Annotated in this window: 21 protein-coding genes and 1 tRNA gene; 5 read left to right on the plus strand and 17 right to left on the minus strand. The window is 68.2% G+C overall.

Translation table 11 applies throughout. The features are described from left to right. Positions 1-163: 163 nt before the first annotated feature. Positions 164-1,624: an alanine/glycine:cation symporter family protein gene (locus C0012_RS13795; protein ID WP_111467171.1), complete on the plus strand. Its 1,461-nt coding sequence runs from the start codon at positions 164-166 to the stop codon at positions 1,622-1,624. Positions 1,625-1,772: 148 nt separating this feature from the next. Further along, entirely contained in the window at positions 1,773-2,978 is a 1,206-nt protein-coding gene (locus tag C0012_RS13800) for an MFS transporter (protein ID WP_111467172.1), read from the plus strand. 58 nt (positions 2,979-3,036) lie between these two features. Here C0012_RS13800 and C0012_RS13805 read toward each other — a convergent pair whose 3' ends face one another. The 4 genes from C0012_RS13805 to C0012_RS13820 all read right to left on the minus strand — a co-directional run bounded on the left by C0012_RS13805 (position 3,037) and on the right by C0012_RS13820 (position 6,138). Beyond that, positions 3,037-3,864, minus strand: coding sequence for a helix-turn-helix domain-containing protein (locus tag C0012_RS13805; protein WP_162622952.1), 828 nt, complete (start codon positions 3,862-3,864; stop codon positions 3,037-3,039). A 230-nt stretch (positions 3,865-4,094) separates the two neighbouring features. Further along, positions 4,095-4,167, minus strand: a tRNA-Arg gene (locus C0012_RS13810). Positions 4,168-4,263: 96 nt separating this feature from the next. Then, positions 4,264-4,827, minus strand: coding sequence for an asparagine synthase (locus tag C0012_RS13815; protein WP_111467174.1), 564 nt, complete (start codon positions 4,825-4,827; stop codon positions 4,264-4,266). A gap of 60 nt (positions 4,828-4,887) precedes the next feature. Next, entirely contained in the window at positions 4,888-6,138 is a 1,251-nt protein-coding gene (locus C0012_RS13820) for a helix-turn-helix transcriptional regulator (protein WP_111467175.1), read from the minus strand. Between the two features lie 145 nt (positions 6,139-6,283). On the opposite strand from C0012_RS13820, the gene fdhA reads away from it, so the two are divergent. Next, positions 6,284-7,501: a formaldehyde dehydrogenase, glutathione-independent gene (gene fdhA, locus C0012_RS13825; RefSeq protein ID WP_111467176.1), complete on the plus strand. Its 1,218-nt coding sequence runs from the start codon at positions 6,284-6,286 to the stop codon at positions 7,499-7,501. Between the two features lie 171 nt (positions 7,502-7,672). On the opposite strand, the gene C0012_RS13830 is transcribed toward fdhA, so the two are convergent. The 11 genes from C0012_RS13830 to iolC all read right to left on the minus strand — a co-directional run bounded on the left by C0012_RS13830 (position 7,673) and on the right by iolC (position 19,984). Then, positions 7,673-8,863, minus strand: a complete 1,191-nt coding sequence (locus C0012_RS13830) for a Gfo/Idh/MocA family protein (protein WP_111467227.1) — start codon at positions 8,861-8,863, stop codon at positions 7,673-7,675. A 31-nt stretch (positions 8,864-8,894) separates the two neighbouring features. Then, positions 8,895-9,692 carry an ATP-binding cassette domain-containing protein gene (locus tag C0012_RS13835; protein WP_111467177.1) on the minus strand — a complete coding sequence of 266 codons (798 nt, stop codon included), beginning with the start codon at positions 9,690-9,692 and terminating at the stop codon, positions 8,895-8,897. Beyond that, the gene (locus tag C0012_RS13840) at positions 9,689-10,732 is read right to left on the minus strand and encodes an ABC transporter permease (RefSeq protein ID WP_111467178.1); all 1,044 of its coding nucleotides are present in this window, start codon (positions 10,730-10,732) and stop codon (positions 9,689-9,691) included. Before C0012_RS13840 ends, C0012_RS13835 begins: the two co-directional genes overlap by 4 nt. A gap of 58 nt (positions 10,733-10,790) precedes the next feature. Next, entirely contained in the window at positions 10,791-11,777 is a 987-nt protein-coding gene (locus C0012_RS13845; protein ID WP_111467179.1) for a substrate-binding domain-containing protein, read from the minus strand. A 153-nt stretch (positions 11,778-11,930) separates the two neighbouring features. After that, complete coding sequence (locus C0012_RS13850; RefSeq protein ID WP_111467180.1) at positions 11,931-12,704, minus strand: TIM barrel protein; 774 nt, start codon at positions 12,702-12,704, stop codon at positions 11,931-11,933. Continuing rightward, the gene (gene iolG, locus C0012_RS13855; protein ID WP_111467181.1) at positions 12,704-13,714 is read right to left on the minus strand and encodes an inositol 2-dehydrogenase; all 1,011 of its coding nucleotides are present in this window, start codon (positions 13,712-13,714) and stop codon (positions 12,704-12,706) included. Before iolG ends, C0012_RS13850 begins: the two co-directional genes overlap by 1 nt. A 24-nt stretch (positions 13,715-13,738) precedes the next feature. Further along, the gene (locus C0012_RS13860) at positions 13,739-14,656 is read right to left on the minus strand and encodes a sugar phosphate isomerase/epimerase family protein (protein WP_111467182.1); all 918 of its coding nucleotides are present in this window, start codon (positions 14,654-14,656) and stop codon (positions 13,739-13,741) included. Further along, entirely contained in the window at positions 14,653-16,587 is a 1,935-nt protein-coding gene (gene iolD, locus C0012_RS13865; protein ID WP_111467183.1) for a 3D-(3,5/4)-trihydroxycyclohexane-1,2-dione acylhydrolase (decyclizing), read from the minus strand. The genes C0012_RS13860 and iolD overlap by 4 nt, the downstream gene beginning before the upstream one ends. A 14-nt stretch (positions 16,588-16,601) precedes the next feature. Beyond that, positions 16,602-18,119, minus strand: coding sequence for a CoA-acylating methylmalonate-semialdehyde dehydrogenase (locus C0012_RS13870; protein ID WP_111467184.1), 1,518 nt, complete (start codon positions 18,117-18,119; stop codon positions 16,602-16,604). A 12-nt stretch (positions 18,120-18,131) separates the two neighbouring features. After that, the gene (locus C0012_RS13875; RefSeq protein WP_162622953.1) at positions 18,132-19,037 is read right to left on the minus strand and encodes a class I fructose-bisphosphate aldolase; all 906 of its coding nucleotides are present in this window, start codon (positions 19,035-19,037) and stop codon (positions 18,132-18,134) included. Further along, complete coding sequence (iolC, locus tag C0012_RS13880; RefSeq protein ID WP_111467185.1) at positions 19,034-19,984, minus strand: 5-dehydro-2-deoxygluconokinase; 951 nt, start codon at positions 19,982-19,984, stop codon at positions 19,034-19,036. Before iolC ends, C0012_RS13875 begins: the two co-directional genes overlap by 4 nt. A gap of 142 nt (positions 19,985-20,126) precedes the next feature. On the opposite strand from iolC, the gene C0012_RS13885 reads away from it, so the two are divergent. After that, positions 20,127-20,888 carry a GntR family transcriptional regulator gene (locus C0012_RS13885; RefSeq protein WP_111467186.1) on the plus strand — a complete coding sequence of 254 codons (762 nt, stop codon included), beginning with the start codon at positions 20,127-20,129 and terminating at the stop codon, positions 20,886-20,888. A gap of 12 nt (positions 20,889-20,900) precedes the next feature. Here the strand turns inward: C0012_RS13885 and C0012_RS13890 are convergent, their stop codons facing one another. Next, entirely contained in the window at positions 20,901-22,397 is a 1,497-nt protein-coding gene (locus tag C0012_RS13890; RefSeq protein WP_111467187.1) for a glyceraldehyde-3-phosphate dehydrogenase, read from the minus strand. A 249-nt stretch (positions 22,398-22,646) separates the two neighbouring features. On the opposite strand from C0012_RS13890, the gene C0012_RS13895 reads away from it, so the two are divergent. Beyond that, a complete protein-coding gene (locus tag C0012_RS13895; protein ID WP_111467188.1) occupies positions 22,647-24,077 on the plus strand; it encodes a MinD/ParA family ATP-binding protein in 1,431 nt (476 codons plus the stop codon). Between the two features lie 86 nt (positions 24,078-24,163). Here the strand turns inward: C0012_RS13895 and C0012_RS13900 are convergent, their stop codons facing one another. Next, positions 24,164-26,671 (minus strand): DEAD/DEAH box helicase, encoded by a 2,508-nt coding sequence (locus tag C0012_RS13900; RefSeq protein ID WP_111467189.1) that lies wholly within the window; start codon positions 26,669-26,671, stop codon positions 24,164-24,166. Between the last annotated feature and the right edge of the window lie 23 nt (positions 26,672-26,694).

Here is a 26,694-nt window from a genome sequence, read left to right on the forward strand (position 1 = left end):
CCTTCGGGCATCCGATGTGACGAGATGTTTCGGACTCGTCACCGTTCGGTTCCCCCTCTCGGCAGGGGCCCACCGCACCCCTACACTCTCTTCATCGGCCACATCCGGCCGTATCTTCCGTCATACGGCGCGACGACGCGCCCGATCTGGAGACACCACCACGATGCTCGATGACATCACCGCATTCCTCGGCGCCGCCAGCGGCTTCATCTGGGGGCCCTGGCTGCTCATCCCCCTGTTGCTCGGAACCGGCCTCTATCTCACGATCCGTCTCGGCGGGATCCAGTTCGTGCGCCTCGGCGCCGCTCTCGGGCTCGGCCTGTTCCGCCGGAAGGACCCGGGCGCCGCGGGCGACATCTCTCAGTTCCAGGCGCTCACGACGGCCCTCGCGGCGACGGTCGGCACCGGCAACATCGTCGGCGTCGCGACGGCCCTCGCCGTCGGCGGCCCTGGCGCGCTGTTCTGGATGTGGATCACGGGCCTCGTCGGCATGGCCTCGAAGTACTCCGAGGCCTTCCTCGGAGTGCGGTTCCGCACGACGGACGAGGCGGGCGAGCGCAACGGCGGCCCGCAGCAGTACCTCGAACGCGGAATCCCGAACGTGTTCGGGAAGATCCTCGCGATCGCGTTCACGCTGTTCGCCGTCTTCGCGTCCTTCGGCATCGGCAATCTGACGCAGGCGAACGCCGTCTCAGCCAATCTCGAGAGCAGCTTCTCCGTGCCGACGTGGCTCACCGGCGTCGTCCTGACGATCGTCGTGCTCGCCGTCCTCGTGGGCGGCATCAAGTCGATCGGCCGTGTGACGGCGGGCCTCGTGCCCGTCATGATCGTGCTGTACATCATCGCGGCGCTGTATATCCTCATCGTCAACATCGGCGACGTGCCCGCCGCCCTCGGCACGATCTTCCACGACGCCTTCACAGGATCCGCCGCTGCGGGCGGATTCGCCGGATCCGCGATCATCATCGCGATCCAGTTCGGCGTCGCGCGCGGCATCTTCTCGAACGAGTCGGGCATGGGATCCGCCGCGATCGCCGCGGCCGCCGCCCAGACCAGCCACCCCGTCCGTCAGGGCCTCGTGTCGATGACCCAGACGTTCATCGACACGATCATCGTCGTGACGATGACGGGCCTCGTGATCGTCACAACCGGCACGTTCATGTCCACCGACGACTCCGGCGAGCAGATCGAAGCCTCGCTCATGACGGGCGAGGCGTTCACGCACGGGCTGCCCGGCGAGTGGGGCCACTGGATCGTGACGATCGGGCTCTCGCTGTTCGCCTTCTCGACCGTGCTCGGTTGGTCGTACTACGGCGAGCGCGCGATCGAGAAGCTGCTCGGGCGCCGCGCGGTGATGCCGTTCCGCGTCGTGTTCGCGCTCGTCGTCTTCGTCGGCGCCACGACCGAGCTCGAGGTCGTGTGGCTGTTCTCGGACGTGATGAACGGGCTCATGGCACTGCCGAACCTCATCGGTCTGCTCATCCTGTCGGGCCTCATCGCCCGCGAGACCCGCGCCTATCTGCGCCATGATCCGAAGCTGAAGGCGACGCAGAAAGAGATCGAGCAGTTCATGGCCGGCGACCCGTCATGGGAGGCCTGGAAGCGCAGCGAGAGCGCGAACTGATTCGCGAGCCCGGCCCGAGAGGGCCGGGCTCACGGAGGCGAGGGGTCGCTGGAGCGCAGCGGTTCCGCATCAGCGCGTCCGGACGATCGATCGGGCGCCCCGGACGATCGATCGGGCGGCGCGTGCAGCGCCCTGCGAACGTCGAAGCATGACCGATACCGACACCGTCCGCGTCTCCCCCGATGCGGCGGCTCCCTCTCGCCCGCGGCTGCGCTACGCCGCTCTCGTCATGATGACGCTGACGAGCTTCTCGCTCGTCAGCGCCGAGTTCCTGCCGAATGGCCTCCTCACCGATATGGCCGCCGATCTCGGGGTGACGCCCGGCCAGGCCGGCCAGACCGTCACGGTGACGGCGTTCGTCGGGCTCGTCGCGGCCCCGACGATCGGCCTCATCGTTCCGAGGGCCGATCGTCGCTCGCTCCTCGCCGTGCTCGCAGCCGCGGCCGCCGTATCGAATCTCGCCGTCGCCGTCGCGCCCGAGCTGTGGATCATCCTCGTCTCGCGGATCCTGCTCGGCGCCGCCATCAGCGGGTTCTGGGCGATGTCGCTCACCGTCTCGATGCGGATCGCCGGCCCCGCCCAGCTCGGCCGCGCCGTCATGTTCACGACGGCGGGCGTCTCGCTCGCGACGGTCGCCGGCGTGCCCATCGGCGTGCTGCTGTCAAGCATCGCCGATTGGCGCACGGTCTTCGTCGTGGCCGGAGTCGTCACGGCGGGTGTCGCGCTCGGGCTGCGGATCCTGCTGCCGCCGGTTCCCGCCGAGAAGGCCACGCGCCTCGCAGACCTCTTCGACACCCTCCGTCGCCCGGGGCTCGCGCTCGGCCTGCTCGGGCACGTGTTGATCGTGTTCGGCCATGTCACGGCGTACACCTACATCCGGCTCGCGCTGGAGCGCGTGATGATCGACGGCCGCCCGATCGACGAGACGGGCATCATCCTGATGCTCGCGCTGTTCGGCGCAGGCGGCCTCATCGGCAACGTCGTGACGGGCGGTCTCGTCGACCAGCACACCCGGATCCTGAGCGCCGCCGTGCCGCTGCTCGTGGCCGCCTCGATCCTCGTCGCGCTGATCAGTTCTGGTTCGGCGTGGGTGTTCGGCGCCGCCGTGTTCGTCTGGGGCGCCGCCTTCGGAGGCTGGCTCATCGTGCTCAACGCATGGATCGGCAGGCAGGCGCCCGACCGCCTGGAGTCTGGAGGTGCGCTCGTCGTCGTCGGGTTCCAGTTCGCGATCGTGGTCGCGGCGGGCATCGGCGGCCTCATCGTCGATCTGGGCGGCGTGCTGCCGGCCTACGCTGTGGCGGCGATCTCGTCCGGCGTCGGCACGGTGCTCTTCGTCGCGGCGGCGCGCCGATAGTCAGCGCACCGCGCCGGCGGAGAGGATCCGGATCCCGCTCCTCTCCGCCGATGCGGACTCACACAGGCGCCGGATCCGGCCGCGCGCGCCACATCGACGGCGCCAGCCCGACGCCGCGGCGGAAGGCCCGGCTGAAGCCCTCATCGGAGGCATACCCCAGCCGCCTCGCTGTGTCGGAGACGCTCGCACCGGACGCGAGCATCGACTTCGCCGCGTCGATGCGCACGGCGCTGAGGTAGGCGGCGGGCGTCTGCCCTGTCGCGACGCGGAAACGATCGGCGAACACGCTGCGCGACATGGCACCGAGCGACGCGAGCTCGCCGACAGACCACGGCCTGCCGGGCTCGTCGTGGATCGCGTCGAGTACGCGAGCGAGGAACGGATCCGCAGAGCGCGCCGGCCACCCGGTCGGCGCGCAACCCGCCTCTGCCCACGCTCGGATCGCGGCGAGGACGACCGTCGTCGCCATGAGCGCGCAGATCGTCCCGTCCGCCGCACGATGCTGTCCGCAGGCGGGGGCGCCGATATCGCGGGCGATCGCCGCGATCGTCGGCTCGACCTCCGCGAATCGACGCACGGAGAGCACATCGGGGATGAGGCCGATCGCGGGTGGCGCATCGGGCGCGGGATCCAGCTCGGCGATTACGAGCTCGGCGCCCGCGTCGGCGCGGAGCGCGAAGGACACGCGACCCGTCGCGACGAAGGCACCACCCTCTGGCAGGTCGATGCGGTGCTCGCCGCTCGCACCGGTCACGCGGCCGGAGGAGACATAGCCGAGCGTGGCGATGCCCGTGCGGACCGGCAGCTTCTCCCCCGCCTCGAGCGACGGCCGGTGCCCCGTATGCACGTTCCATTCCATGCCCGCGAGAACCCGCTCGAGGGACATCGGATCAGCGAACTGCGTCGTCTCGGCCACGGTGGGGAGAACGCCGGTCGCCCGCGGGCCATTCCCGACGCGCTCGGGAGGAGATCCCTCACCTCTCGGAGGATTCCTGCACAAAGGAGGAGGCACTTGGGGACCTCGTCCTCCGGCGCGCGATTCCCCTCCGCAGGGCGAGGGATCCCCACCGGGAACGACGAAGGCCCGGTTCCGCAGAACCGGGCCTTCGTGACCAGTGCGCCCCGAGGGACTCGAACCCCCAACCTTCTGATCCGTAGTCAGATGCTCTATCCATTGAGCTAGGGGCGCGCTGTCGTTGCCGTGGCAACTCATATAGCCTACAACGACCTTCGCGCAGAAGGGAAATCGGGCGAAGATCCTCACAGGCTCGGGCGTGTCTGGACGTCAGCTGGCGACGCCGTCAGCCGCCTGCCGCTTCTTGGCCTCGCTCGAGAGTCGCTGCAGGTCGACCAGACGCAGCGCCTGCATCCGCGCTTCGCGCATCTTCTCGTAGTCGGGGTCGTCGTCGGGGCGCATCGCCTCGATCCGCAGACGCGTATCGATGTTGTTCTCGACGTCGTGCCAGGCGGCGTCGCGCGCCTCCTCGACGATCCGGTGCACGTCGTCTTCCGACTCGGCAAGCAGGCGCAGACGCTTCGCGACGCCTGCGTACTGCTTCGCTCGCCGGCGCAGGTTGCGCACGTCGCGGTCGCGATAGTCGTGCGTGCCGTGAGGATCGCTGTGGCGTCCCCACGCCTTGACGCGCAGCATGCTCATCGCCGACGCGGCCTCGTCCTGTTCCGCGGCGAGCCCCATGAGCGCCTCACGGGCGTCTCCGCCGAACACCTCGGGCGCGAAGTCGTCGCCGTCGACGATCGTGTCGACGAGGATCCGATTCTTGACCTGCAGGCGCGCGGCGGCGAGAGCGATCGCGACGCCCTCCTCGATTGCCTCTGCGTTCCGCCTCACGGCACCTCCTGTGTCCCTGTCGATCTTAGGGCGTGTCCCCTGATCAGAGCAGGAGACGATTCAGGACCCCTGCGCAGCGAGCAGCACGGCGACCGCCTCTGCTCGCGAGGCGGCGCCGAGCTTCTGCAGAATGCGCGAGACGTGGAACTTCACCGTGTTCTCGCTGATCCCGAGCTCTTCCGCGATCGCGCGGTTCCGATACCCCGCGACCAAGAGCGCCGCGACCTGCACCTCGCGCGGGCGCAACTGCGCCATGGCTGCGGACGCCGCATGCGCGTGCGGCGGATCGAGCGGGATCACCGCGGCCAGCTCGGTGCCCCATCCCGGCGTGGCGTCCACGGAGAGGCGCCCGTTGAGCGCCTGGATCCGCTGCCGGATGCCGCCCAGCACCGCATCCGCACCGGCCATCGTGCCCGGCCCGTCGTCGCGGATGCTCATGAGGAGGCTGCTCCCGTCGCAGTCCCATTGCACCCGCGCCCGGCGAACGTCCGGGATGTCCACGAGGGAAAGGATCGCGCGCCGCACGACGGCCCGTGCGCCGCGGGCGACCTCCCCGGGCAGCGGACGCCCATCGCTCGGCGGATCGATGAACTGCACCTCGATCTCGCGATGCCGCGTCACGGGGCGAAGATCCTCCTTCAACCGATCGAACGCCGTCACGACGGGCTCTTCCGTCAGAGTTCGCACCTGATCCCCCGCGGTTCGCAGGCTCACGAGGCCGTCGGCGGCACGGGCGATCGCGGCGCCACGAGCCTCCGCATCGCCGAGTCGCTGCGAGCGCAGCGTTGAGAGAACGGCTTCGAGCGTCATTGAATACTCGTCGGCGAGCTCGGTGAGTGCCTTGAGACGCGTACCGGAGGTCGCGCGGGCATGCTGCAGGTAGTCGGGCGCGGCTTCATCGGCGCGCTCCTGCACGTGCAGCGCCACGATGTTCCAGATGTCCAGCACGCGCGAGGTGTCGTCGAGCGGACCGGGATCGGCGACGACGAGCACGGCGTCGTTGCGAGAGTGCACGAGCAGGACGGCACGCTCGACCCCGCCGACGGTCAGCGACGTGCGCCGCACGGCCTCGACGCTCGGCACCTCACGCCGCAGCCGGTCGAGCTCGAGCCCCCTCACGCCGCGAATGAACTCTGGGTCGCCGGATCCCTGCAGTCGCCCGCCGCTGGTGTCGGCCGCCAGCACCACGAGCGCCGAGTGCGTCACCAGCGGTGCGAGAAAGACCGAGAGCTCATGGACGATCGACCGCAGCGGCGAGGCGAGCACGTCGTAGAGCCGGCGCAGGAAGTCACCACGCGCCCCATCGTCCATCGCCACAGGATATCCGCCCATCCCCCTCATTTCGGAGCTACCCGAAAGGATGGGCAGAGCCCACCCGAAGGACGATTGTTCGGCCGTGCGAACCGGGGGACGCTCAGAGAGGCGAAACCCGCCGCACACCCCGGAAAGGACAAGGATGTCTGGCAACAGAGCAGTCGCGTATAAGGGCCCCGGAATCGTCGAGGTGGTCGATACCCCCTACCCGGAGTTCGAGCTCAAGGACGGCCCCGGCGTCAACCCCGCCAACGTCGGACGCAAGGTTCCCCACGGCGTGATCCTGCGCACCGTGAGCACGAACATCTGCGGATCCGACCAGCACATGGTGCGCGGTCGAACCACAGCCCCGGAGGGCCTCATCCTCGGGCACGAGATCACGGGCGAGGTCATCGAGGTCGGGCCCGACGTCGAGTTCATCAAGGTCGGAGACATCGTCTCGGTCCCCTTCAACATCGCGTGCGGCCGCTGCCGCAACTGCAAGGAGGGCAAGACCGGCATCTGCCTGAACGTCAACCCCGACCGCCCCGGAAGCGCCTACGGGTACGTCGACATGGGCGGCTGGGTCGGCGGCCAGGCCGAGTACGTTCTCGTGCCCTACGCCGACTGGAACCTGCTGAAGTTCCCAGACCGCGAGCAGGCCCTCGAGAAGATCCTCGACCTCACGATGCTGTCCGACATCTTCCCGACCGGCTTCCACGGCGCCTACACCGCGGGCGTGCGGCCTGGATCGACGGTGTACATCGCCGGAGCCGGCCCCGTCGGCGTCGCCGCCGCCGTCGGCGCGCAGCTCCTGGGAGCGGCGTGCGTCATCGTCGGCGACCTCAACCCCGACCGCCTCGCGCAGGTGCGTTCGTTCGGCTGCGAAACGGTGGACGTCTCGAAGGGCGATCCGCGCGATCAGATCGAGCAGATCCTGGGTGTGCCCGAGGTGGAGTGCGGCGTCGACGCGGTCGGCTTCGAGGCGCGGGGCCACGGTGCCGACGCCGGACACGAGGCGCCCGCGACCGTTCTGAACTCGCTCATGGATCTCACCGAGGCCGGCGGTTCCCTCGGGATCCCCGGCCTCTATGTGACGGGCGACCCGGGCGGTGTCGACGAGGCGGCGAAGGTCGGATCCCTGTCGATCCGCCTCGGTCTCGGCTGGGCGAAGTCGCTGTCGTTCGCGACCGGGCAGTGCCCGGTCATGAAGTACAACCGACAGCTCATGCAGGCGATCCTCCACGACAAGGTGCAGATCGCGAAGGCCGTGAACGCGACGGCGATCCCGCTCGATGAGGCACCCGCGGCATACGCCGAGTTCGATCAAGGAGCCGCCAAGAAGTACGTCCTCGACCCGAACGGGTACATCACGGCGTGACAGCACCGATCCCGGTCGGGGGCGGCGCGAACGCACCACCGCGCTCGACCGGGATCGTCTGCGTCAGGCGCACCTCCACAACACAACGCAGTCAATTTGAGCCACACGAGCAGTGGAGCCACGTATGCACCCCATCGCCCGACGTATTGACTGCGTTGTGATGCGGCGTCCTTAGAGTGCGGGCACCTCGACAGCGGCACCGCCCGCCTCATGCGACTGCACCACGGCGTCCAAGAGCCTCATATTTCGCAGCCCCTCCTCAAACGACGCATTGCGTGGCAGCGACGCCTCCTCGGGGATTCCCGCGACTTCCTCGAGGAACGCGCGCGCCTGGTAGACGAACGGCTCGTTCTGACCGTGACCGACGCCGGGTGAATCCATGGGGAGGCCATTCGCGAGGTACGGATGCGCCGGCCCAAGGCGCACGGTCCGGTACCCGATGACATCCTCGGGGTCGTCGTGGAATGCCACCTCGGCCTCGGCGAAGCTCCGCTGGTCCCACCGTGCCGCGCCCTTCGTGCCGAAGACCTCGAAGAACAGCGTCGACGGGTGTGCGACGGCGACGCGCGAGACCTCGAGCGTTCCGGATCCTTGCGCGAACTCGGCCGTGAAGCCCGCGTAGTCATCGTTCTCGACGGGCACCATCTCGTCGCTCGCGCCACCTCGCGTATGCCCGACGATGGCCCCGAGCGGCTTCGGCCGCTCCGTGATCGCGGTCGACAGCTGCGCACCCGACACCGACACCATGTCGCCGCAGATGAACTCGGCAACGTAGCTCAGGTGACTCCCGATGTCACCGAGCGCCCCGGATCCGTTCGGGCCCCGATAGCGCCAGCTCATCGGCGCGTCGGTGTGGGCGCCGTAGTCGGCCCAGTATCGGCCGCTGAAGTGGAGCACGTCCCCCAGACGCCCCGACTGTACGAGCTCGCGCACGAATGCGATCCCGGGAGCGCGACGATAGGTGAGCCCGATGCGCGCGATCGAGGACGCGCTCCGCGCGGCCTCTGCCATCGCCTCGGCGTCCTCGATCGTGTCGCTCAGAGGCTTCTCACAGAGCACATGCTTGCCTGCCGCGAGCAGCGCCTCGACGATCTCGCGATGCAGGAAATTCGCGACGACGATGCTGACGACGTGGATGTCGGGATCGTCGACGATCGCCCTCCAGTCGACATCGTGCCGCTCATAACCGAACCGCGCGGCTGCCTCTTCCGCGAGCTGCGCGTTGAGGTCGCAGATCGAGACGAGCCGCACGGGCGGAATCGTCGACGCGTATACGGATCCGGCTTCCCTGTATGCATGCGCGTGGGCCTTCCCTGCCATTCCTGCGCCGATGACGGCGATTCCTAGGGGGTGGGATGCCATGTGTGGCTCCTTTTGACTCGAGACGATGAGATCAGGGACGAGGCCCACGGGGCCCCGATCGTTCCAGCTCGTGCGCGAGCGCATCCAGCTCGCCTCCTCCGGCCATCATGCTCGTGAGCTCGGCGAGGGTGATCTCGGACTTTGAGAAGTCACCGAGACTCGTTCCTCGGTTAAGTAGCAGGAATCGATCGCCCACGGGGTAGGCGTGGTGGGGATTGTGGGTGATGAACACGACGCCGAGACCGCGGTCGCGAGACCGGGCGATGTACTTCAGCACGACCCCCGACTGTTTGACGCCGAGGGCCGCCGTCGGCTCATCGAGGATCAGCACTCGAGCCCCGAAGTACACCGCGCGGGCAATCGCGACGCACTGCCGTTCTCCGCCTGAGAGGGTACCGATCGGCTGATCGACGTCCCGCAACTCGATCCCCATGTTCGCGAGCTCGAGGAGGGTGATCTCCTTCATCCGCCGCACATCGAGCCGCCGAAACGGCCCCCTGCCTTTCCTGAGCTCGCTGCCGAGGAAGAAGTTGCGCCACACGGGCATGAGCGGCACGACCGCGAGATCCTGGTACACGGTGGCGATGCCGGCCTCGAGAGCCGCGCGCGGCGAGTCCAGCGCGACGGGGGTGCCATCAATGAGCAGCTCTCCCTCGCTCGGCCTGTGCACGCCGGCAAGCATCTTGATGAACGTCGACTTGCCCGCGCCGTTGTCGCCGAGCACGCACGTCACGGCCCCGGGATCGACCTGCGTACTGACGCCATAGAGGGCGTTAATCGGCCCGTAGGACTTGGCGACGTCTCGGACCTCGATGATGGGAGCACTCATCGCGCCGCCCCTCCTCTCGTGCGGACATAGTGGTTCAGCAGGACCGCGAAGAGCAGCATGACCCCGAGGAAGGTGCGCAGCCAGTTCGTGTCCCACTGCGCGAAGGTGATGCCCTGGAACACCATTCCGTAGATGAGGGCACCGAGCGCAGCGCCGATCGCCGATCCGAAACCTCCGGTCATGAGGCAACCACCCACGACGGCGCAGATGATGTAGATGAACTCCTGCCCGAAGCCTGTATTCGCCTGCACCGTGGAGGTGCGGAACAACGAGATCATGCCCACGAGCCACCCGGCTCCCGCTGTCGTCATGAACAGCGCAATCTTCGTGGTCATCACGGGAACGCCGACCTGCCGGGCGGAGTTCACCTGCCCGCCGACGGCGAAGATCCAGTTTCCTGACCTCGTACGCAACAGCACCCACGTGGCGAGGCCCGTGATGACGATCCACCACAGGACCGAGACGTAGAACGTGCCCCCGCCGATCGAGAGCGATGCCCCGAAGAGCGGCTGGATCGTGTCGTAGAAGGGAACCTGACGCATCCCTTGGATGGCGACCTGACCCGTCACGAGCTTGGTCACTGCGAGATTCATCCCCGCAAGGATGAACATCGTCGCGAGTGTGATGATGAAGCTCGGCAGACCGGTTCTCATGACCATCCAGCCGTTGAGCGCGCCGACGCCGAGGGCGATCACGAGCGAGACCAGAGCGGCAACCCAGATGTTGAGTCCGTATCCGGTTGTCAGCACACCGACGATGAGCGCAGAGAACCCCGTCATGACCCCGGCTGAGAGGTCGAACTCTCCGCCGATCATGAGGAGCGCCACCGCGACGGCCATGATCCCGAAGGTCGATGCCGATTCGAGCCAGACGCCCGCGCCCGCGAGGCTCATGAAGGAGGTCGTGTACACCGAGAAGAAGATCATCACAGCGAGGGCGGCAACGAGCGCTCCAATCTCGGGTCGCGACAGAAGACGCCTCAGCGGATGGTTCTCGAGCCGCGGCCTTGTCGCAACCGTCAGGATGTCTGTCGTCGTCATCTCATGCTCCTTCCTGCCAGCGCGGAGCCCCGTCGTCCCCGGATATCCGACAGCATGATCATCGTGTTCCGTTCGCGGCGAATTCGGCGATGACCTCGGCGTTCTCCGACGTCACAAACGCCGGCCCCGAGTACACGGGCTGTCCGCCACCGAGGATGTTGCCGTTGATCGTGTTGAGATAGAGCGACGTCACGCCCACGTAGCCCTGAACGAACGGCTGCTGATCGACCGCGAAGACCACGCTTCCCGCCAGGATCTCGGTGAGGACGTCTGAGGAGAGGTCGAAGGTCGCGACACGCGCCGCGCTGCCGGACTCTTCGACGGCGCCGACTGCGTCGATCGCGTACTGCCCTCCCAGGGCGAGCACTCCGTCGATCGAGGCGTCGGACTGCAGCTTCGCACGCAGCGTGTTCTTCACCTCAGCATCGTTGCGACCGTCGACGATGATGTTCTCCATCTCGCCCGAGAATGCATCGGCGGCCGAGGAACACCTCTCCTCCAGACCGACGTGGCCTGCCTCCTGGATGACGCAGATCACGTTCGAGAACCCTTCCTCGCCCATCCTCTCGCCGACGGCGGCGCCGGCGACGCTCTCGCTCTGCCCGATGTGCGTGAGCGCCCCGTACTCGGAAGACTCGTCCATTCCGGCGTTGATCGTCACGACGGGCACCCCAGCCGCCACGGCCGCCTCGACGCTCGTCTTCACGCCTTCCGGGTTGGCCATCGACACGACGATCCCGTCGACGTCCTGCGCGACCGCGTTGTCGATGAGCTGCGACTGCAGGGCGGGATCGGGGTCGCCGTTGTAGACGATCGTGGCGTCGTAGTCCGCGCCCGCCTGCTCAGATCCCGCCTTGATCCGATCCCAGAACGCATCACCGGGAGGGGCGTGCGTGACCACGGCGTATGTGCGGGCGCCATCCGAGGGGGCGCTCGCTCCGCCGTCGCCTTCCGGTGCTGTCGCTTCCTGCCCTGTCCCGGAGCATCCCGCGAGCAGGACGGCCGCCGTCACGATGCCGAGGCCTGTGAAAATGCGCTTCTTCATTGAAGTTCCCTTCACGCGCAACCGACTCCGATGCCGGCTGACTGCTGTGTCAAGACGAGCATGAGCCAGTCAACCGCATTTGTCAAGACATACTGTCTTTAATAGAAGCGGGCCCGAGTCGCCGACTCGGGCCCGCCCCCCTCCGACGAACGATCAGGCGAACGCGGAGCGGAACGCATCAAGCGCAGCATCGGAGTCGGCACTCGCCCACGCCTCCATGCCGACGACACCCTCGTATCCGATGTCCCGGAGCGTCTGCGCGACGGCCTCATAACGAATCTCACCGGTGCCCGGCTCACACCGGCCCGGTACGTCCGCGACCTGGATCTCGCCGATCCAGGGAAGAGCCCGGCGGACGAGATCGACGAGGTTCCCTTCGCCGATCTGCGCGTGATAGAGGTCAAGGTTGAGCCGCAGTGCGGGGCTGTCGACAGCAGAGACGAGAGCTATCGTGTCCGCCGCGCGCGCGAACGGCACACCGGGATGGTCGACCGCCGTATTCAGATTCTCGAGCGTGAACACGCGGCCCGCGCGCTCGCCCAGCTCAGCGACGCGCCGGAGCGTGTCGGCGGCGCGCAGCCAGTCGGCACCTGATGTCGTCTCGACCGGGCGCACGGGCAGACCGCCTTCGCCAAGCCCCGTGCCATGCAACCCCAGACGCGCCACGTCGAGGGCATCAGCCTGCTCGAGCGATCTCGCGGCCGATTCGAGGAGCGCGTCGATACCGTCGTCGGTCGTGAGGTCGCCCCGCACATATCCCGTCATCGACGAGAACACCGCGCCGGTGTCCGCGAGCGCGCGCAGATCCTTCGTCGTCCAGTCCCAGATCTCGATCTCGAACCCGCGCTCGTGGATGCGCCGCACACGTTCCTCGAATGGCTGGTCGAGGTAGATCATCTCGGCACAGGCGGCGAGCCGATACCCCATCAGCCGAGATCCACCGTCACGGCGACGCGGTCAACCGCCGAGCGCTGGGCGGCTTCGGCGAGCACGAGTGCCGCCCGTCCATCCTCGAAACTCGGGCTCGTCGATGACTCGCCGCGCACGAGCTTGACGAACTCGTCCAGCTCGACGGCGTAGGCGCGAGCGTAGCGCTCGAGGAAGAACGTCTCGTAGGGAGGCTTCGCTTCAACGGACTTCGACGTCGAGAGGCTCACGAGGCTCGATGGAGCGTTGGCGACGGAAAGATGCCCCCGTCCGCCGAATGCCTCGATGCGCTGGTCATAACCCACGGCGCTGTGGCGCGAGTTGATGATCGTGACGATGGCGCCCGAAGCCGTCCGGAGCGTGCACACCGCGGTATCGAAGTCACCATGGAGCCGAGCACCCTCGTCGAACGTCGTCGTCCCCGTCGCCTGCACCTCGACGATGTCGGGCAGGAAGAAGCGCGCCATGTCGAAGTCGTGGATCGTCATGTCACGGAAGATGCCGCCCGAGCCAGCGATGTAGTCGGCAGGAGGTGCGCTCGGATCGCGGCTGATGATCGTCAGCTGCTCGAGGTCGCCGATCTCCCCCGACGCGACGCGCGCACGGACGCTCGCGAACGCGGGGTCGAAGCGCCTGTTGAACCCGAGCGCGACCGGGACCTGCGCCGCCGCCACCCGCGGACGCAGCGCGTCCACGCGAGCGATATCGAGATCGATCGGCTTCTCGCACAGCACGGGCAGCCCGAGATCGATCGATCGCGCAATGAGGTCGATGTGGGTCGCTGTAGGCGACGCCACGAGCACCGCGTCCACACCGCCGGATGTCAGAAGCTGCTCGGGATCGTCCGTGGCGCGGCCACCGTGTCGCGCGGCAAGGGCCTCGGCGCCCGCGACGAACGGATCGGCGATCCACGACAGCGTCGCCTCGGGGTTCGACGCGATATTCGCGGCGTGCACCTGACCGATGCGGCCGGTGCCGATCAGGCCGATACGGAGGGGAGGATTCGTCATTGCATTCTCACTTTCCCGGTGTGGTCAGACCCAAGAACGCAGGGCATTCCGATTGACAGCCTGGTCATGCGCGCGCTCCGCCTGGAACGCGCTGATCGCGACGTCTGGACCGTTGAGCACGTCCTGCTCTATGACGATCCAGCCGTCATACGCTCCCTCGTCGACGATGGACATGACGCCCGCGAGGTCGACGTCGCCGCGCCCGAACGCCACGAATGCGCCGCCAGACCACACATCGGCCATCCCGCCGCCTGCCGCAAGAATCCGCCGCAGCGCCCCCACATCGACGTCCTTCAGATGCAGATGATTGATCCGCAGTCCCCACCGCCGCACCGCATCGACGGGATCCCCGCCAGCGAGAAGGAGATGGCCGGTATCGAGTGTGAGGCCGACGTCGGTCTGAGCGAGGAACGCATCGACTTCCTCCGGAGACTCGACGAACGTTCCTGCGTGATGGTGGAACGTCGGCTCGAATCCGGCGGCTCGGACGATGCCTGCCGCACGATCGACGTTCGCGAACAGACGCGCGGCCGCATCGGGGTCGAGCGGCTCGGCCTCCTGCCCGCGCCCGGGCGCCGCGACGCGAGCCGCAGAGCCATCGTCGGCGAGCGTCGGCAACGGCAACCGCGACGGCCCCGTCTCGGACGCCTCGGAAAACACGCTCAGCGCCTCCCGTAGGGACGGCACCGCCTCCGCGAACGCATCGTCGTCGGAGAACGGCAGCTGGATCCACCCGCCCGCGAGCTCGAGTCCGAAACGCTCGAGCCGCGAACGCAGCTCGTGACCACGCCCTAGGTAACCAACGGGTCCGAGGTCGATGCCCGAATAGCCGGTGGCCTGCAGGATCTCCCCAAGCCCGTCGGGGTCGACCGTCTCCGCGCCCTCAGGCGTGAGCTCGAACACACCGAAACTCACGGGCGCACCTGCGACGGCGGCGTTCACGCGTCACCCCCTGCCGGGCCGCCGAGCAGCGGCCGCTGCGCCTGCTGCTGTTCCAGGTACTCGGTACGGGCGGCGCGGGTCGCCTCGAGCGTCGAGACCTCGGCGACGGGCACGTCCCACCATCCCGCACCGTCGGGCGCGTAGATCAGCGGATCGCTGTTGATGTGGATCACGGTCGACGCCTCCGACGCCTTGGCGCGCGCGATCGCCTCCGACAGCTGGTCGATCGAGCCGGGGCCCGGCTCGATCTCGATCGTGTCGATGCCGTAGCTGCGGGCGTTCGCCGCGAGGTCGACGGGAAGTACGTCCTCGCCCTGGAAGTTGCGGGCCTGCGGGTCGTAGGCGCGGTACTTCGTGCCGAATCTCTCGGATCCGACGGTCTCGGACAGGTGCCCGATCGACGCGTATCCGTGGTTCTGGATGATGATCGTGATGATCTTGATGCCCTCGGCGACCGCTGTGACGAGCTCCGTGTTCAGCATGAGGTATGAGCCGTCGCCGACCATGACGATCACGTCGCGGTCGGATCCCGACGCCTCGGCGCCGCGCTTGGCGCCGAGGCCGCCGGCGATCTCGTACCCCATGCAGCTGAAGGCGTATTCGACGTGGTAGCCGAGCGGATCCCGCACGCGCCACAGCTTGTGCAGGTCGCCGGGCAGGGATCCGGCCGCCTGTACGACGACGTCCTCGGGCGCAGACGCCCGCTGCACGGCGCCGATGATCTCGGGCTGTCCGGGCAGTGCGAGCCCGGACGGCGCAAACGACTCGTCGACCGCCGCGTCCCACGCCTCTTTCTCACGGGCGATCCGCTCCGCGTACCCGCTGTCCACCGAGAGGCCGGCGAGCGCCTCCGCGAGCTCCACGAGCGCCTCGCGGGCGTCCGCGATCACGGGCAGCTGCGTGCCGTGCTTGTAGGCGTCGAACGGGGCGACATTGACGTTCACGAACGTCACATCGGGATGCTGGAAAACAGTGCGCGAGGCCGTCGTGAAATCGCTGTAGCGCGTGCCGATGCCGATGACGACATCGGCTTCTGCGGCGATCCGGTTCGCCGCGAGCGTGCCGGTCGCGCCGACTCCGCCGAGGTTCTGGGGGTGGTCCCACGCGAGCACGCCACCGCCGGCCTGCGAGGTTCCCACGGGGATCCCCGTCGCCTCGACGAAGGCACGCAGCTCGTCCTCGGCGCCCGAGTAGAGCACCCCGCCACCCGCGACGATCACGGGCCGCTCGGCATCACGGATCGCCTGAACCGCCGCGGCGAGCGCATCGCGTTCGGGGCGCGGACGCCGGATCCGCCATTCGCGGCGCTGCAGGAACTCCACCGGGACGTCCACCGCCTCGGCCTGCACGTCTTCCGGCAGCGCGATCGTGACGGCACCCGTCTCGGCGGGATCCGTCAGCACCCGCATCGCCGCGAGGGCGATGGAGAAGAGCTGCTCGGGCCGCTGCACGCGGTCGAAGAACCGTGACACGGGCCGGAAGGCGTCGGTCACCTGCACGCCGAGATCGTGCGGGTGCTCGAGCTGCTGCAGCACGGGATCCGCGACGCGCGTCGCGAAGGTGTCGCTCGGCAACAGCAGCGCCGGCAGGCGGTTGGCTGTCGCCAGCGCGGCGCCCGTCAGCATGTTTGCGGCTCCGGGGCCGACCGACGCGGCCGCCGCGTAGGTGGCCCGGCGGCGGTGCATGCGGGCGAAGCCGACCGCCTGGTGCACCATCGCCTGCTCATTGCGCGCCTGGTGGTAAGGCATCAGGTCGGGCTGCGTCTCGTTGTACTGGCGCAGCGCCTGCCCGATCCCGGCCACATTGCCGTGGCCGAAGATGCCGAACGTGGCGGGGACGGTGCGCTCGACGTGATCGCCGTCGACCGTCCACTGGTTCGCGAGGAACTCGATGAGGGCCTGCCCCACCGTCATCCGCGTGGTCTGACCCATCGCCGTGACCCTTCTCAGTCGTTCTGCGGGAATCCGAGGTTGATGCCGCCGTGCGTCGCCGGATCCAGCCACCGACTCGTGACGGCCTTCTCTCGGGTGAAGAACTCGAAGCCCTGCACGCCGTACGCCTTGCTGTCGCCGAACAGCGACTGCTTCCAGCCGCCGAACGAGTGATACGCGACCGGCACGGGGATCGGAACGTTGATTCCGATCATGCCGACCTGGATCTCGTTCTGGAAACGACGCGCGGCTCCGCCGTCGTTCGTGAAGATCGCCGTGCCGTTGCCGAACTGGCCGGAATTGATGAGCTCCACGCCCTCGTCGTAGCTCTTCACGCGCACGACCTCGAGCACCGGCCCGAAGATCTCCTCCGTGTACGCCCGCGAGCTCGTCGGGACGTCGTCGATGAGCGTCGGGCCGAAGAAGAAGCCGTCCTCGCACCCCGGGGCCGTGAAGTCGCGCCCATCGACGACGATCTTCGCGCCGTCGGCCTCGGCGATGTCGACGTATCCCGACACCTTCGCTCGGTGCTCGGCCGTGATGAGCGGACCCATCTGCGGTTCGGGGTGCGATGCGCCGTCGCCGATGCGGAGCTCACCGATGCGCTGGCTGATCTTCTCGATCAGCTCGTCGGCGATGGGTTCGACCGCGAGGACGACCGAGATCGCCATGCACCGCTCGCCCGCAGCTCCGTAGCCGGCGTTGATGGCCTGATCGGCGACGATGTCGAGGTCGGCGTCGGGCAGCACGAGCATGTGGTTCTTCGCGCCGCCGAGGGCCTGCACCCGCTTGCCATGCTGCGAGGCGGTCTCGTAGATGTACTTCGCGATGGGCGTGGATCCGACGAATGAGATCGACTGCACGACCGGGTCGGTGAGCAGGCCGTCGACGGCGAGCTTGTCGCCCTGCAGCACCGTGAAGACGCCGTCCGGCAGGCCGGCTTCCTTCCACAGCTCGGCCATCCACAGCGCAGCCGAGGGATCCTTCTCGCTCGGCTTGAGCACGACCGAGTTGCCCGCAGCGATCGCGACAGGGAAGAACCACATCGGAACCATCGCGGGGAAGTTGAAGGGGCTGATGACCCCGACGACGCCGAGCGGCTGCTTGAGCGAGTAGACGTCGATCCCTGTGGAGGCGTTCTCGTTGAACGCTCCCTTCGTGAGGTGGGCGAAGCCGGTCGCGAGCTCGACGACCTCCTGCCCGCGGGCGATCTCACCCATCGCGTCGGAGAGCACCTTGCCGTGCTCGCGCGTGATGATCTCGGCGAGCTCACCCTTGCGGGCATTCAGCAGCTCGCGGAAGGAGAACAGGATGGACTGACGCTTCGCGATCGAGTAGCGCGACCACTCCTCGTACCCGCGCTGTGCGGAAGCGATGGCCTCATCGATCTCGGCCTGGTCGGCGAGGGCGACCTGGGCCTGCTGGGCGCCGGTCGCGGGGTTGTACACGGGGGCAGTGCGACCGCTCTCCGAGGCGCGCACGGCGCCGTCGATCCAGTGGCCGATCGTGGGGATGTCAGTGGTTCCAGTCATGATGTCCTCAACTCAGACGAGGGTGGAGGTGGTTGTGTGGACGAGGCCCGCGGCCGTATCGACCGCGCCGGCGACGTCGCCGTCCGGCGGATACAGCAGGTTGCGACCGACCGTGAGGCCGACGACGCCGGGAAGAGCGAGCGCGTCGCGCCAGGAGGCGAACATCGCGTCGGGATCCCCCGCACCGTCGCCTCCGAGCAGCAGCGTGGGCATCGTGGTCGCCGCCATGACGCGAGCCATGTCGTCGACCACCGGAAGCTTCATCCAGGTGTGCGAGCTGTCGGCGCCGAGACCCGCGGCGATCGCGATCGACCGGATCACGGCATCCGGCGTCAGGTCGTTCACGATCCGACCGTCGCGCCACTCACTGACGAATGGCTCGAGCATGATCGGCAGTCCTGCGGCAGCGGCCGCGGTTACGGCGTGCGCCGTCGCCTCAAGGGTCGGAGCCGTGCCGGCGTCCTGCAGGTTGATGCGCACGAGCGTCTTCGCGAAGTCGATGCCGCGCGCGGTCATCGTCGGCACGTCGTAGCCCGTGTAGCGGTCGTCCATCTCGAACGTTGCACCACGCAGGCCACCACGGTTCATGGATCCGACGATCAGCTTGTCGTCGAGGAGCCCGAGACCGGCGAGATCGTCGACGATGTCGGGCGTCCCGAGCACGCCATCGACGCCTGGACGTTCGAGGGCCGTGGCGAGGCGCTCAAGGAGGTCGTAACGGTCCGCCATGGCGGATTCGTTCGATCCGACCGAGAGAGATCCACGCGCAGGGTGGTCAGCGGCGACGATCAGGAGGCGGCCGTCGTCTCCCAGGAGCGGCCGGCGCCGACGAACCCTGAACGCGTCCGCGATCTTCTCGGGACGCCGCGCGCGCATCTCCCGCAGCGTGACGAAGTCGGCCTCGTCGACCGCGCTCATACGGCGCTCCCGGCGATCGCCTGCTCGACTTCGTCCGGGGTGGGCATCGCTGTCGAACACTCACGTCGTGAGGCCACGATCGCACCCGCGACGTTCGCGAACCGAAGGGTCCGCTCGAGGTTCCATCCCTCCAGCAGGCCGTGACAGAGGGCACCGCCGAAGGCGTCGCCGGCCCCGAGGCCGTTGACGACGTCGACGAAGTGGGTGGGCACCTCGACCTGCTCGTCGCGAGTCTTGGCGAGCACGCCCTTCGGCCCCTGCTTCACGATGGCGATCTCGATGCCGCGCTCAAGGAGGGCGTCGGCGGCACGCTGCGGCTCAGTCTCACCGACGGCCACCTCGCACTCCTCGCGGTTGCCGACGGCGACCGAGACCTGCCCAAGGACCGGTTCCAGCTGCGCCGTGGCGTCGCCGGGAGACTCCCAGAACATCGGGCGGTAGTCGAGGTCGAGGATCGTGTGCGGCCTCCGCTCGCGAGCCGCCAACGCCGTGTGCAGTGTCGAGCGGCTCGGCTCCTCGCTCAGCCCCGTTGTCGTGATCCAGAGGATCCGAGCCTCGCGCACGGCGTCCGCGTCGACCTCGTCGGGTGTGACGTTCATGTCGGGCGCCTTGGGCTCACGGTAGAAGTAGAGCGGGAAGTCGTCGGGCGGGAAGATCTCGCAGAACGTGACCGGAGTCTGAAGCTCGGGGTCGGTGCCGACGTAACGCGTGTCGACGCCGAGCCGCTCGAGCTCACCCCGTAGGTATCGTCCGAACGGGTCGTCACCGACCCTCGCGAGGAGCGCGGGGCGATGCCCATGCCGCGCCGTGGCGACCGTCACGTTGGCCGCCGTTCCGCCGAGATACTTGCCGAACGTCTCGACCTTCTCAAGGCCGACACCGTCCTGCAGGGGATAGATGTCGACGCCGAGTCGGCCGATGGCCAGAACGTCGGGGACAGAGCTCATGTCGTCACACTCCGTTGTCGGGACCGATGATTCACGAGCCATGCCCGCATATGTCCTGACAATATCACAACGTGCAGGCCGTGCAAACGGACAAACCGCTCCTCAGGTAACATTGTGTGGACAAAATACGCGAGGAGGAGCCATGCCCACCGACGCACCCGTCTGGCCCGACGAATTGTTCGCCGATCTCGATCGAACGGGACCGATCCCGCTGTACTTCCAGATCTCGAGCCGCCTCGAGAACGCGATCCGCTCCGGCGCCATCCCCGCCGGTGCCCGGCTCGACAACGAGATCTCGATCGGCCAGCGCCTCGGACTGTCCCGCCCGACCGTACGGCGGGCGATCCAGGAGGTCGTCGACAAAGGGCTGCTCGTCCGTCGACGCGGGATCGGAACGCAGGTCGTGCAGGGCCAGGTGACGCGTGAGGTCGAGCTGACGAGCCTCTACGAGGACCTCAAGGGATCCTCTCTCGAACCGGGCACGCGCGTGCTTGCGCGCGAGATCGTCGCGGCGCCCGAACCCGTGGCCGAGAAGCTGAGCATCCCGACAGGCACCGAGGTGCTCCGGTTGCGCCGCCTGCGCACGACCGACGGCACGCCAATGGCCGTGCTCGAGAACTACCTCCCCGACGAGTTCGCCGACGTCTCCGAAGAGCAGCTCGAGGCCGACGGCCTCTACGCGATGCTCCGCGCCCGCGGCGTGACCATCCGGGTCGCCAAACAGCACATCGGTGCGCGCCGCGCCCACGACGACGAGCCGAGCCTGCTCGACGTCGATGCGGGCAGCCCCCTGCTCACGATGGAGCGCATCGCATACGACGCCGCGGGGCGCGCGATCGAGTACGGGCGGCACGTGTACCGCCCGGACATGTACAGCTTCGAGACGACCCTCGTCGCGAAGTAGCCGTCGCCGGAACTACGCCGTCGCGAGCTCCTCCTTGATGGCCGCCTCGACCGGAACCGGCTCGCGGTGCGGCAGGATCACCGGGTGCACGCCCGCCATGCGCTCCAGCACGCGCAGCACCTGGCAGGAGTACCCGTACTCGTTGTCGTACCAGACGTACAGCACGACGTTCTCGTCGCCCTCCGCGAGCGTCGCGAGCCCATCGACGACCCCGGCGCGATTCGTACCGACGAAGTCGCTCGAGACCGCCTCCGCCGACTCGCTGTAGTCGATCTGCTGCCGTAGGGGCGAGGTGAGCGCCGTCTGCCGAAGGAAGGCGTTGATCTCGTCCTTCGCCGTCGTCCTTCCGAGCTCGAGATTGAGGATCGCGAGGGACACGTTCGGCGTCGGAACGCGAATCGCGCTGCCCGTCAGCCGCCCCTTCAGCTGCGGAAGGGCCTTCGCGACGGCCTTCGCCGCCCCCGTCTCCGTGATGACCATGTTGAGCGAGGCCGCCCGTCCACGACGGGCACCCTTGTGGAAGTTGTCGATGAGGTTCTGGTCGTTCGTGAACGAGTGCACCGTCTCGACGTGCCCGCGCCGAACGCCGTAGGCGTCGTCGAGCGCCGCGAGAACCGGCGTGATCGCGTTTGTCGTGCACGAGGCGGCCGAGATCACCTCGTCGTCGGATGAGATGTCGTCGCTGTTGACGCCGAAGACGATGTTCTTGATGTCGCCCTTGCCGGGCGCCGTGAGCAGCACACGATTCACGCCGTTCGCACGCAGGTGCTGCGACAGTCCCTCCTCGTCTCGCCAGCGCCCCGTGTTGTCGACGACGATCGCGTCGTCGATGCCGTAGGCCGTGTAATCGACTCCGGCGGGATCCTCCGCGTAGATCACCTGGATGAGGGTTCCGTTGGCGAGGATCGTGTTCGCCTCCTCATCGATCTCGATCGTGCCCGCGAAGGGGCCGTGCACCGAGTCGCGCCGCAGCAGCGCCGCGCGCTTTCGCAGATCGTCCTCGGATCCGCGGCGCACGACGATCGCGCGCAGACGCAGGCCGTCGCCCGATCCCTGGTGCGCGATGAGCAGGCGCGCGACCAGCCTGCCGATCCGGCCGAATCCGTAGAGCACGACGTCGGTCGGAGTGCTGCGGTCGGCGACGATGACCTCGGCCAGCTCGGACTGCAGGAAGGCCTCGAGCTCGCGTCCTCCGTAAGAGACACCGACCTTGTCGAACTCGGTGACCAGGCGGGCGACGTCGATCGACGCCGGACCGGGCGCGATCCGCTCGAGGGCCTCGAGCACCGCCATCGTCTTCACGGGGCTGAGAACCTGGTCGCCGACCTTCCGCGTGAAGCGGTGCGCGCGCAGGATCTCGATCGGCGAGCGATTGATGAGGCGCCGGCCGAGAATCGAGGGCACGATGCCGTGGCGCCGGTACAGACGGCCGATGAGCGGGATCATCCGTTCGGCGAGTTCCTCCCGTTCGGCCCATTCGACTCGGCTGGCTTCGTAGAGCGTGCTCACGCGGCGTGACTCCTTTGTTCCGGCGGACAGTGCTCGCCGCCCGGTGGCTTGTGGCCCTTCGAGACTACGCAGAGGTATTCACGTTCTGCGCACGGATTCCTCCGCAAGAAATGCGAATCTTCCGCTTTCCGAAACCGACCGACCGGCGGTGTCCCCTGCCGCTGGAGCACAGGGGGTGTCGGTAGGCTGTCGATGAGACCGCCCGATCGGGCGGGCGACCACGATGCTTCTCGCACCGAAGGGGGCGCTATGCGCGACAGCTCGACCGATGACGGGCTCCACGCCACGATCCATCCTGACGGATCCGCCGTCCTCGTCGTCGACGAGACGCCGCGCGATATCTCCACGACGCACGCGGAAGACGCCCGCCGGGAGATCGTGCGGCTCACGGCCGAGATCGCCCGACAGCTCGACGCCCCCATCCGCGTGATCGTCACAGAGCCCGACGGGCGCTGGCCGCTCGTCGTCGACGGCAATGAGCGGGTCGAGTACGCGTCACCCGACGCCCCGCGACCGGCGGCACCCGCCGGCCTGCGACCGGTCGCCGATGAGAGCCTGACGCGTCCGCAGTCATCGGCCGACGCTTCCACGCGCCCCGTGACGATCATCGACTCCGCTCCCGCGGCGAGCGCGACGCCCGCGGCGAGCGCGCCTGCCGCGCACGCCCCGAGCCACCCCGCCGCCGAGGCGCAGCCCGCCGCGGGCCAGGTCTCGGCGCACGAGTTCGAGAACCGCCGCGCGCAGCGCGAGACCTTCCTCACGAGCGACCGCGACGAAGACCGGCGCGAAGATCCGGCGACGCGCGGCTTCCGCGGCACGATGACCCGCATGGGGATCCGTATGGCGCCCGGCGCCGAAGAGCGGGCGGAGCGCGCCGACGAGATGGCCGTCGCGCAGCACTGGCCCGGTCCCCGCACGATCGCGGTCGTGAATGGCAAGGGCGGATCGGGAAAGACTCCCACCACGATCCTCATCGGCGCGGCGTTCGCCCGCTTCGGCGGTGCGGGCGTGCTCGCCTGGGACAACAACCAGACGCGCGGCACGCTCGGGTGGCGAACCGAGCAGGGTCCGCACGACGGCACCCTGCACGACATGCTCGAAGCGTCGGAGCACCTGCTCTCGAACAATGCGCAGGCGGCCGATGTCGCGAGCTTCGTGCACCACCAGCGCCAGGATCGCTTCGATGTGCTGCGGTCCCAGCCGATCGCCCTCGCGTCCGAGCAGCGCGTCAGCGCCGATGACGTCGACCGCATCCACGCGATCGCCGCCCGGTACTACCGGCTCATCGTCATGGACTCAGGCAACGACGAGTCGGATCCGCTGTGGCAGCGCATGATCGACCGCACGGATCAGCTCGTCGTCGCGACGACGACGCGCGACGAGCACGCCGAGGCTGGCGCGCTCCTCCTGGATGCCCTCGCCGACCGCGACGAGCACTCCGCGAAGCTGGCGGCCAACGCCGTCACCGTCGTGAGCCAGGCCGATCAGAAGGCGCCGGCCGCCGAGGTGCGCCGCGTCGTCGACGGCTACCGCCGGCTCACGCGAGACGTCGTCCAGGTTCCGTTCGACCCCGCGATGATCGACGGCCACCTGCACTTCGGCGCGCTGCGCCCCGCGACGCAGCGCGCGTGGCTCGCGGCCTCGGCCGCCGTCGCCCGCGGCTTCGCCGGATCGGACTAGCTCCCCCGCCCCAACTCGGCATTTCTGGCACGTCCCTGCACGGATTCCCGTACGGAGATGTGCCAGCAATGAAGGGCTTTCGGAGGCTATAGCCGCACGACCTCCGTCACGTGCAGGACCGCCTCGCCCTCCTCGGCTGAGGCATCGAGGTCGACTTCGGCGCGGATCCGCCAGTCGTGATCGCCCGCCGGGTCGTCGATCGTCTGCTCGACCCGCCAGACGTGCGAATCCGATTCGTCGATGCGGCAGAGCTGCGGCGCGCGCGCCGCGGATCCCGTGAGCATGTCGTCGTGCGCGTCGAAGTATCGATCGAGCGCGGCCGGCCAATCGACATCGGGATCGAGAGCCGCGAGCTCGTCGTCGCGCTCGAGAGCCGCGAGCTGCACGCGACGGAACATCGCGTTGCGCACGAGCACAGTGAACGCACGGCGATTCTGCACGACCGAGGGCGGTGAGGGCGGCACCACGGGCCCGTCGTCAGGATCCGCATCCAGGCCCGCCATGAGCGTCTCCCACTCATCGACGAGGCTCGAATCGACCTGCCGAACCATCTCACCGAGCCATTCGACGATGTCGTCGAGCTCCTCCGTCTGCGCCTCCGGTGGCACGGTCTGGCGGATCGTCCGATACGCGTCCGAGAGGTACCGCAGCACGAGCCCCTCGCTGCGCCCGAGCTGATACCACTGCACGAAATCGGCGAAGCTCATCGCCCGCTCGTACATATCGCGCACGACGCTCTTCGGCGAGAGCTGGAAATCGCGCACCCACGGCTGCGACGCTGCGAAAGTCTCGAACGCCTGCTGCAGCAGCTCATCGAGCGGCTTCGGATACGTGATCTCCTCGAGCAGCTCCATCCGCTCGTCGTACTCGATCCCCTCGCGCTTCATGGCGCCGACGGCCTCGCCGCGCGCCTTGAACTCCTGCTGCGAGAGGATCTGCCGCGGATCATCGAGGGTCGCCTCGATGACGCTGACGACGTCGAGCGCGTAGTGGCCCGTGCCGACGGATCCGGCGGCCTCGTCGGGATCCAGCAGTTCGAGCGCCGCGAGGGCGAAGGGCGACAAGGGCTGATTCAGCGCGAAGTTCGGCTGCAGGTCGAGGAAGAGCCGGATCTCGCCCGTGGGCGTCACCTCGACGAGCTCGGCCGCGCGCAACGTGCGGAAGATCGCGAGCGCGCGCCGCGCAAGGGCGTACTGATCACGCCGCGGCTGGTGGTTGTCGAAGACGAGCGAGCGCACATTGCCGAACACGTCGCCGCCGCGGGCGATGACGTTGATGAGCATGGCCGAGGTCATCTGCATCTGCGGCCCGAGCTGTTCGGGCTCGGCCTCGATGATCTTCTCGAAGGTCTGCTCGCTCCAGCTGACGAAGCCCTTGGGTGCCTGCTTCTTCTGCACCTTCTTGCGCTTCTTGGGGTCGTCGCCCGCCTTCTTCAGCGCCTGCTCGTTCTCGATCTCGTGCTCGGGCGCGAGAACGACGACGTTGCCGTACGGATCGAAGCCCGCCCGGCCCGCACGGCCGGCGATCTGGTGGAACTCGCGCGCGCCGAGGCGGCGCATGCGCTGACCGTCGTACTTCGACAGGGCGGTGACGAGCACGGTGCGGATCGGCACATTGATGCCGACCCCCAGAGTGTCGGTGCCGCAGATGACCCGCAGCAGGCCGCGCTGCGCGAGTGTCTCGACAAGGCGCCGATACCGCGGCAGCATGCCCGCGTGGTGCACACCGATGCCCGCCCGCACGAGTCGGGAGAGCGTCTTGCCGAAGTTCGTCGTGAAGCGGAATCCGCCCAGCGCCTCGGCAATCTCGTCACGCTGTGCCCGGGTCGTGACGTTGATGCTGCCGAGCGCCTGCGCGCGCTCCATCGCCGCTGCCTGGCTGAAGTGCACGATGTAGACCGGCACCTCCTGCTCGGTGAGCAGCTCCTCAACGACCTCGTGGGCGGGACGCTTCTCGTAGGAGAAGTGCAGCGGAACGGGACGCTCGGCGCCCGCGACTAGGACCGTCTCGCGGCCCGTGCGGCGCGACAGGTCGCGCTCGATCGCCGTCGTGTCGCCGAGCGTCGCCGACATGAGGAGGAACTGGGCGCGCGGCAGCAGCAGGAGCGGGATCTGCCACGCCCACCCGCGCTGCGGATCCCCGTAGTAATGAAACTCGTCCATCACCACCTGGTTGACGTCCGCGTCCGGCCCCTCGCGGAGCGCGAGGTTTGCGAGGATCTCCGCCGTGCAGCACACGATGGGCGCGTCGGCGTTGACCGAGCTGTCCCCCGTCACCATCCCGACGTTCTCGGCTCCGAAGGTCTCGACGAGCGCGAAGAACTTCTCGCTCACGAGCGCCTTGATCGGCGCGGTGTAGAACGTGCGCCCGCCACGTCCGACGGCGATCGCGTGCGCGGCGAGCGCCACGAGCGACTTGCCGGTGCCGGTCGGCGTCGCGAGGATCACGTTGTGCCCCTGCACGAGTTCCATGACGGCCTCGTCCTGCGCGGGGTACAGCTCGAGCCCCTTCTCGAGCGACCACTCGAGGAAGGCGTCGTACAGGGCGTCGGGGTCGTCGCCCGCAGCGCGGGAGGACTCGAGAAGGGAAGGCATCACCCTCGAGTCTGCCGCATCGC

This window comes from Microbacterium suaedae, assembly GCF_003254645.1.
Taxonomy (GTDB): Bacteria; Actinomycetota; Actinomycetes; order Actinomycetales; family Microbacteriaceae; genus Microbacterium; species Microbacterium suaedae.

Coding starts and splice junctions, on each gene's coding strand:
- C0012_RS13895 (WP_111467188.1), top strand. CDS start 22,647: ATGCGCGACAGCTCGACCGATGACGGGCTCCACGCCACGATCCATCCT.
- C0012_RS13900 (WP_111467189.1), bottom strand. CDS start 26,671: ATGCCTTCCCTTCTCGAGTCCTCCCGCGCTGCGGGCGACGACCCCGAC.
- C0012_RS13885 (WP_111467186.1), top strand. CDS start 20,127: ATGCCCACCGACGCACCCGTCTGGCCCGACGAATTGTTCGCCGATCTC.
- C0012_RS13835 (WP_111467177.1), bottom strand. CDS start 9,692: ATGAGTGCTCCCATCATCGAGGTCCGAGACGTCGCCAAGTCCTACGGG.
- iolC (WP_111467185.1), bottom strand. CDS start 19,984: ATGAGCTCTGTCCCCGACGTTCTGGCCATCGGCCGACTCGGCGTCGAC.
- iolD (WP_111467183.1), bottom strand. CDS start 16,587: ATGGGTCAGACCACGCGGATGACGGTGGGGCAGGCCCTCATCGAGTTC.
- C0012_RS13875 (WP_162622953.1), bottom strand. CDS start 19,037: ATGAGCGCGGTCGACGAGGCCGACTTCGTCACGCTGCGGGAGATGCGC.
- iolG (WP_111467181.1), bottom strand. CDS start 13,714: ATGACGAATCCTCCCCTCCGTATCGGCCTGATCGGCACCGGCCGCATC.
- C0012_RS13850 (WP_111467180.1), bottom strand. CDS start 12,704: ATGGGGTATCGGCTCGCCGCCTGTGCCGAGATGATCTACCTCGACCAG.
- C0012_RS13795 (WP_111467171.1), top strand. CDS start 164: ATGCTCGATGACATCACCGCATTCCTCGGCGCCGCCAGCGGCTTCATC.
- C0012_RS13805 (WP_162622952.1), bottom strand. CDS start 3,864: ATGTCCCTCGAGCGGGTTCTCGCGGGCATGGAATGGAACGTGCATACG.
- C0012_RS13800 (WP_111467172.1), top strand. CDS start 1,773: ATGACCGATACCGACACCGTCCGCGTCTCCCCCGATGCGGCGGCTCCC.
- fdhA (WP_111467176.1), top strand. CDS start 6,284: ATGTCTGGCAACAGAGCAGTCGCGTATAAGGGCCCCGGAATCGTCGAG.
- C0012_RS13845 (WP_111467179.1), bottom strand. CDS start 11,777: ATGAAGAAGCGCATTTTCACAGGCCTCGGCATCGTGACGGCGGCCGTC.
- C0012_RS13830 (WP_111467227.1), bottom strand. CDS start 8,863: ATGGCATCCCACCCCCTAGGAATCGCCGTCATCGGCGCAGGAATGGCA.
- C0012_RS13840 (WP_111467178.1), bottom strand. CDS start 10,732: ATGACGACGACAGACATCCTGACGGTTGCGACAAGGCCGCGGCTCGAG.
- C0012_RS13870 (WP_111467184.1), bottom strand. CDS start 18,119: ATGACTGGAACCACTGACATCCCCACGATCGGCCACTGGATCGACGGC.
- C0012_RS13820 (WP_111467175.1), bottom strand. CDS start 6,138: ATGGACGATGGGGCGCGTGGTGACTTCCTGCGCCGGCTCTACGACGTG.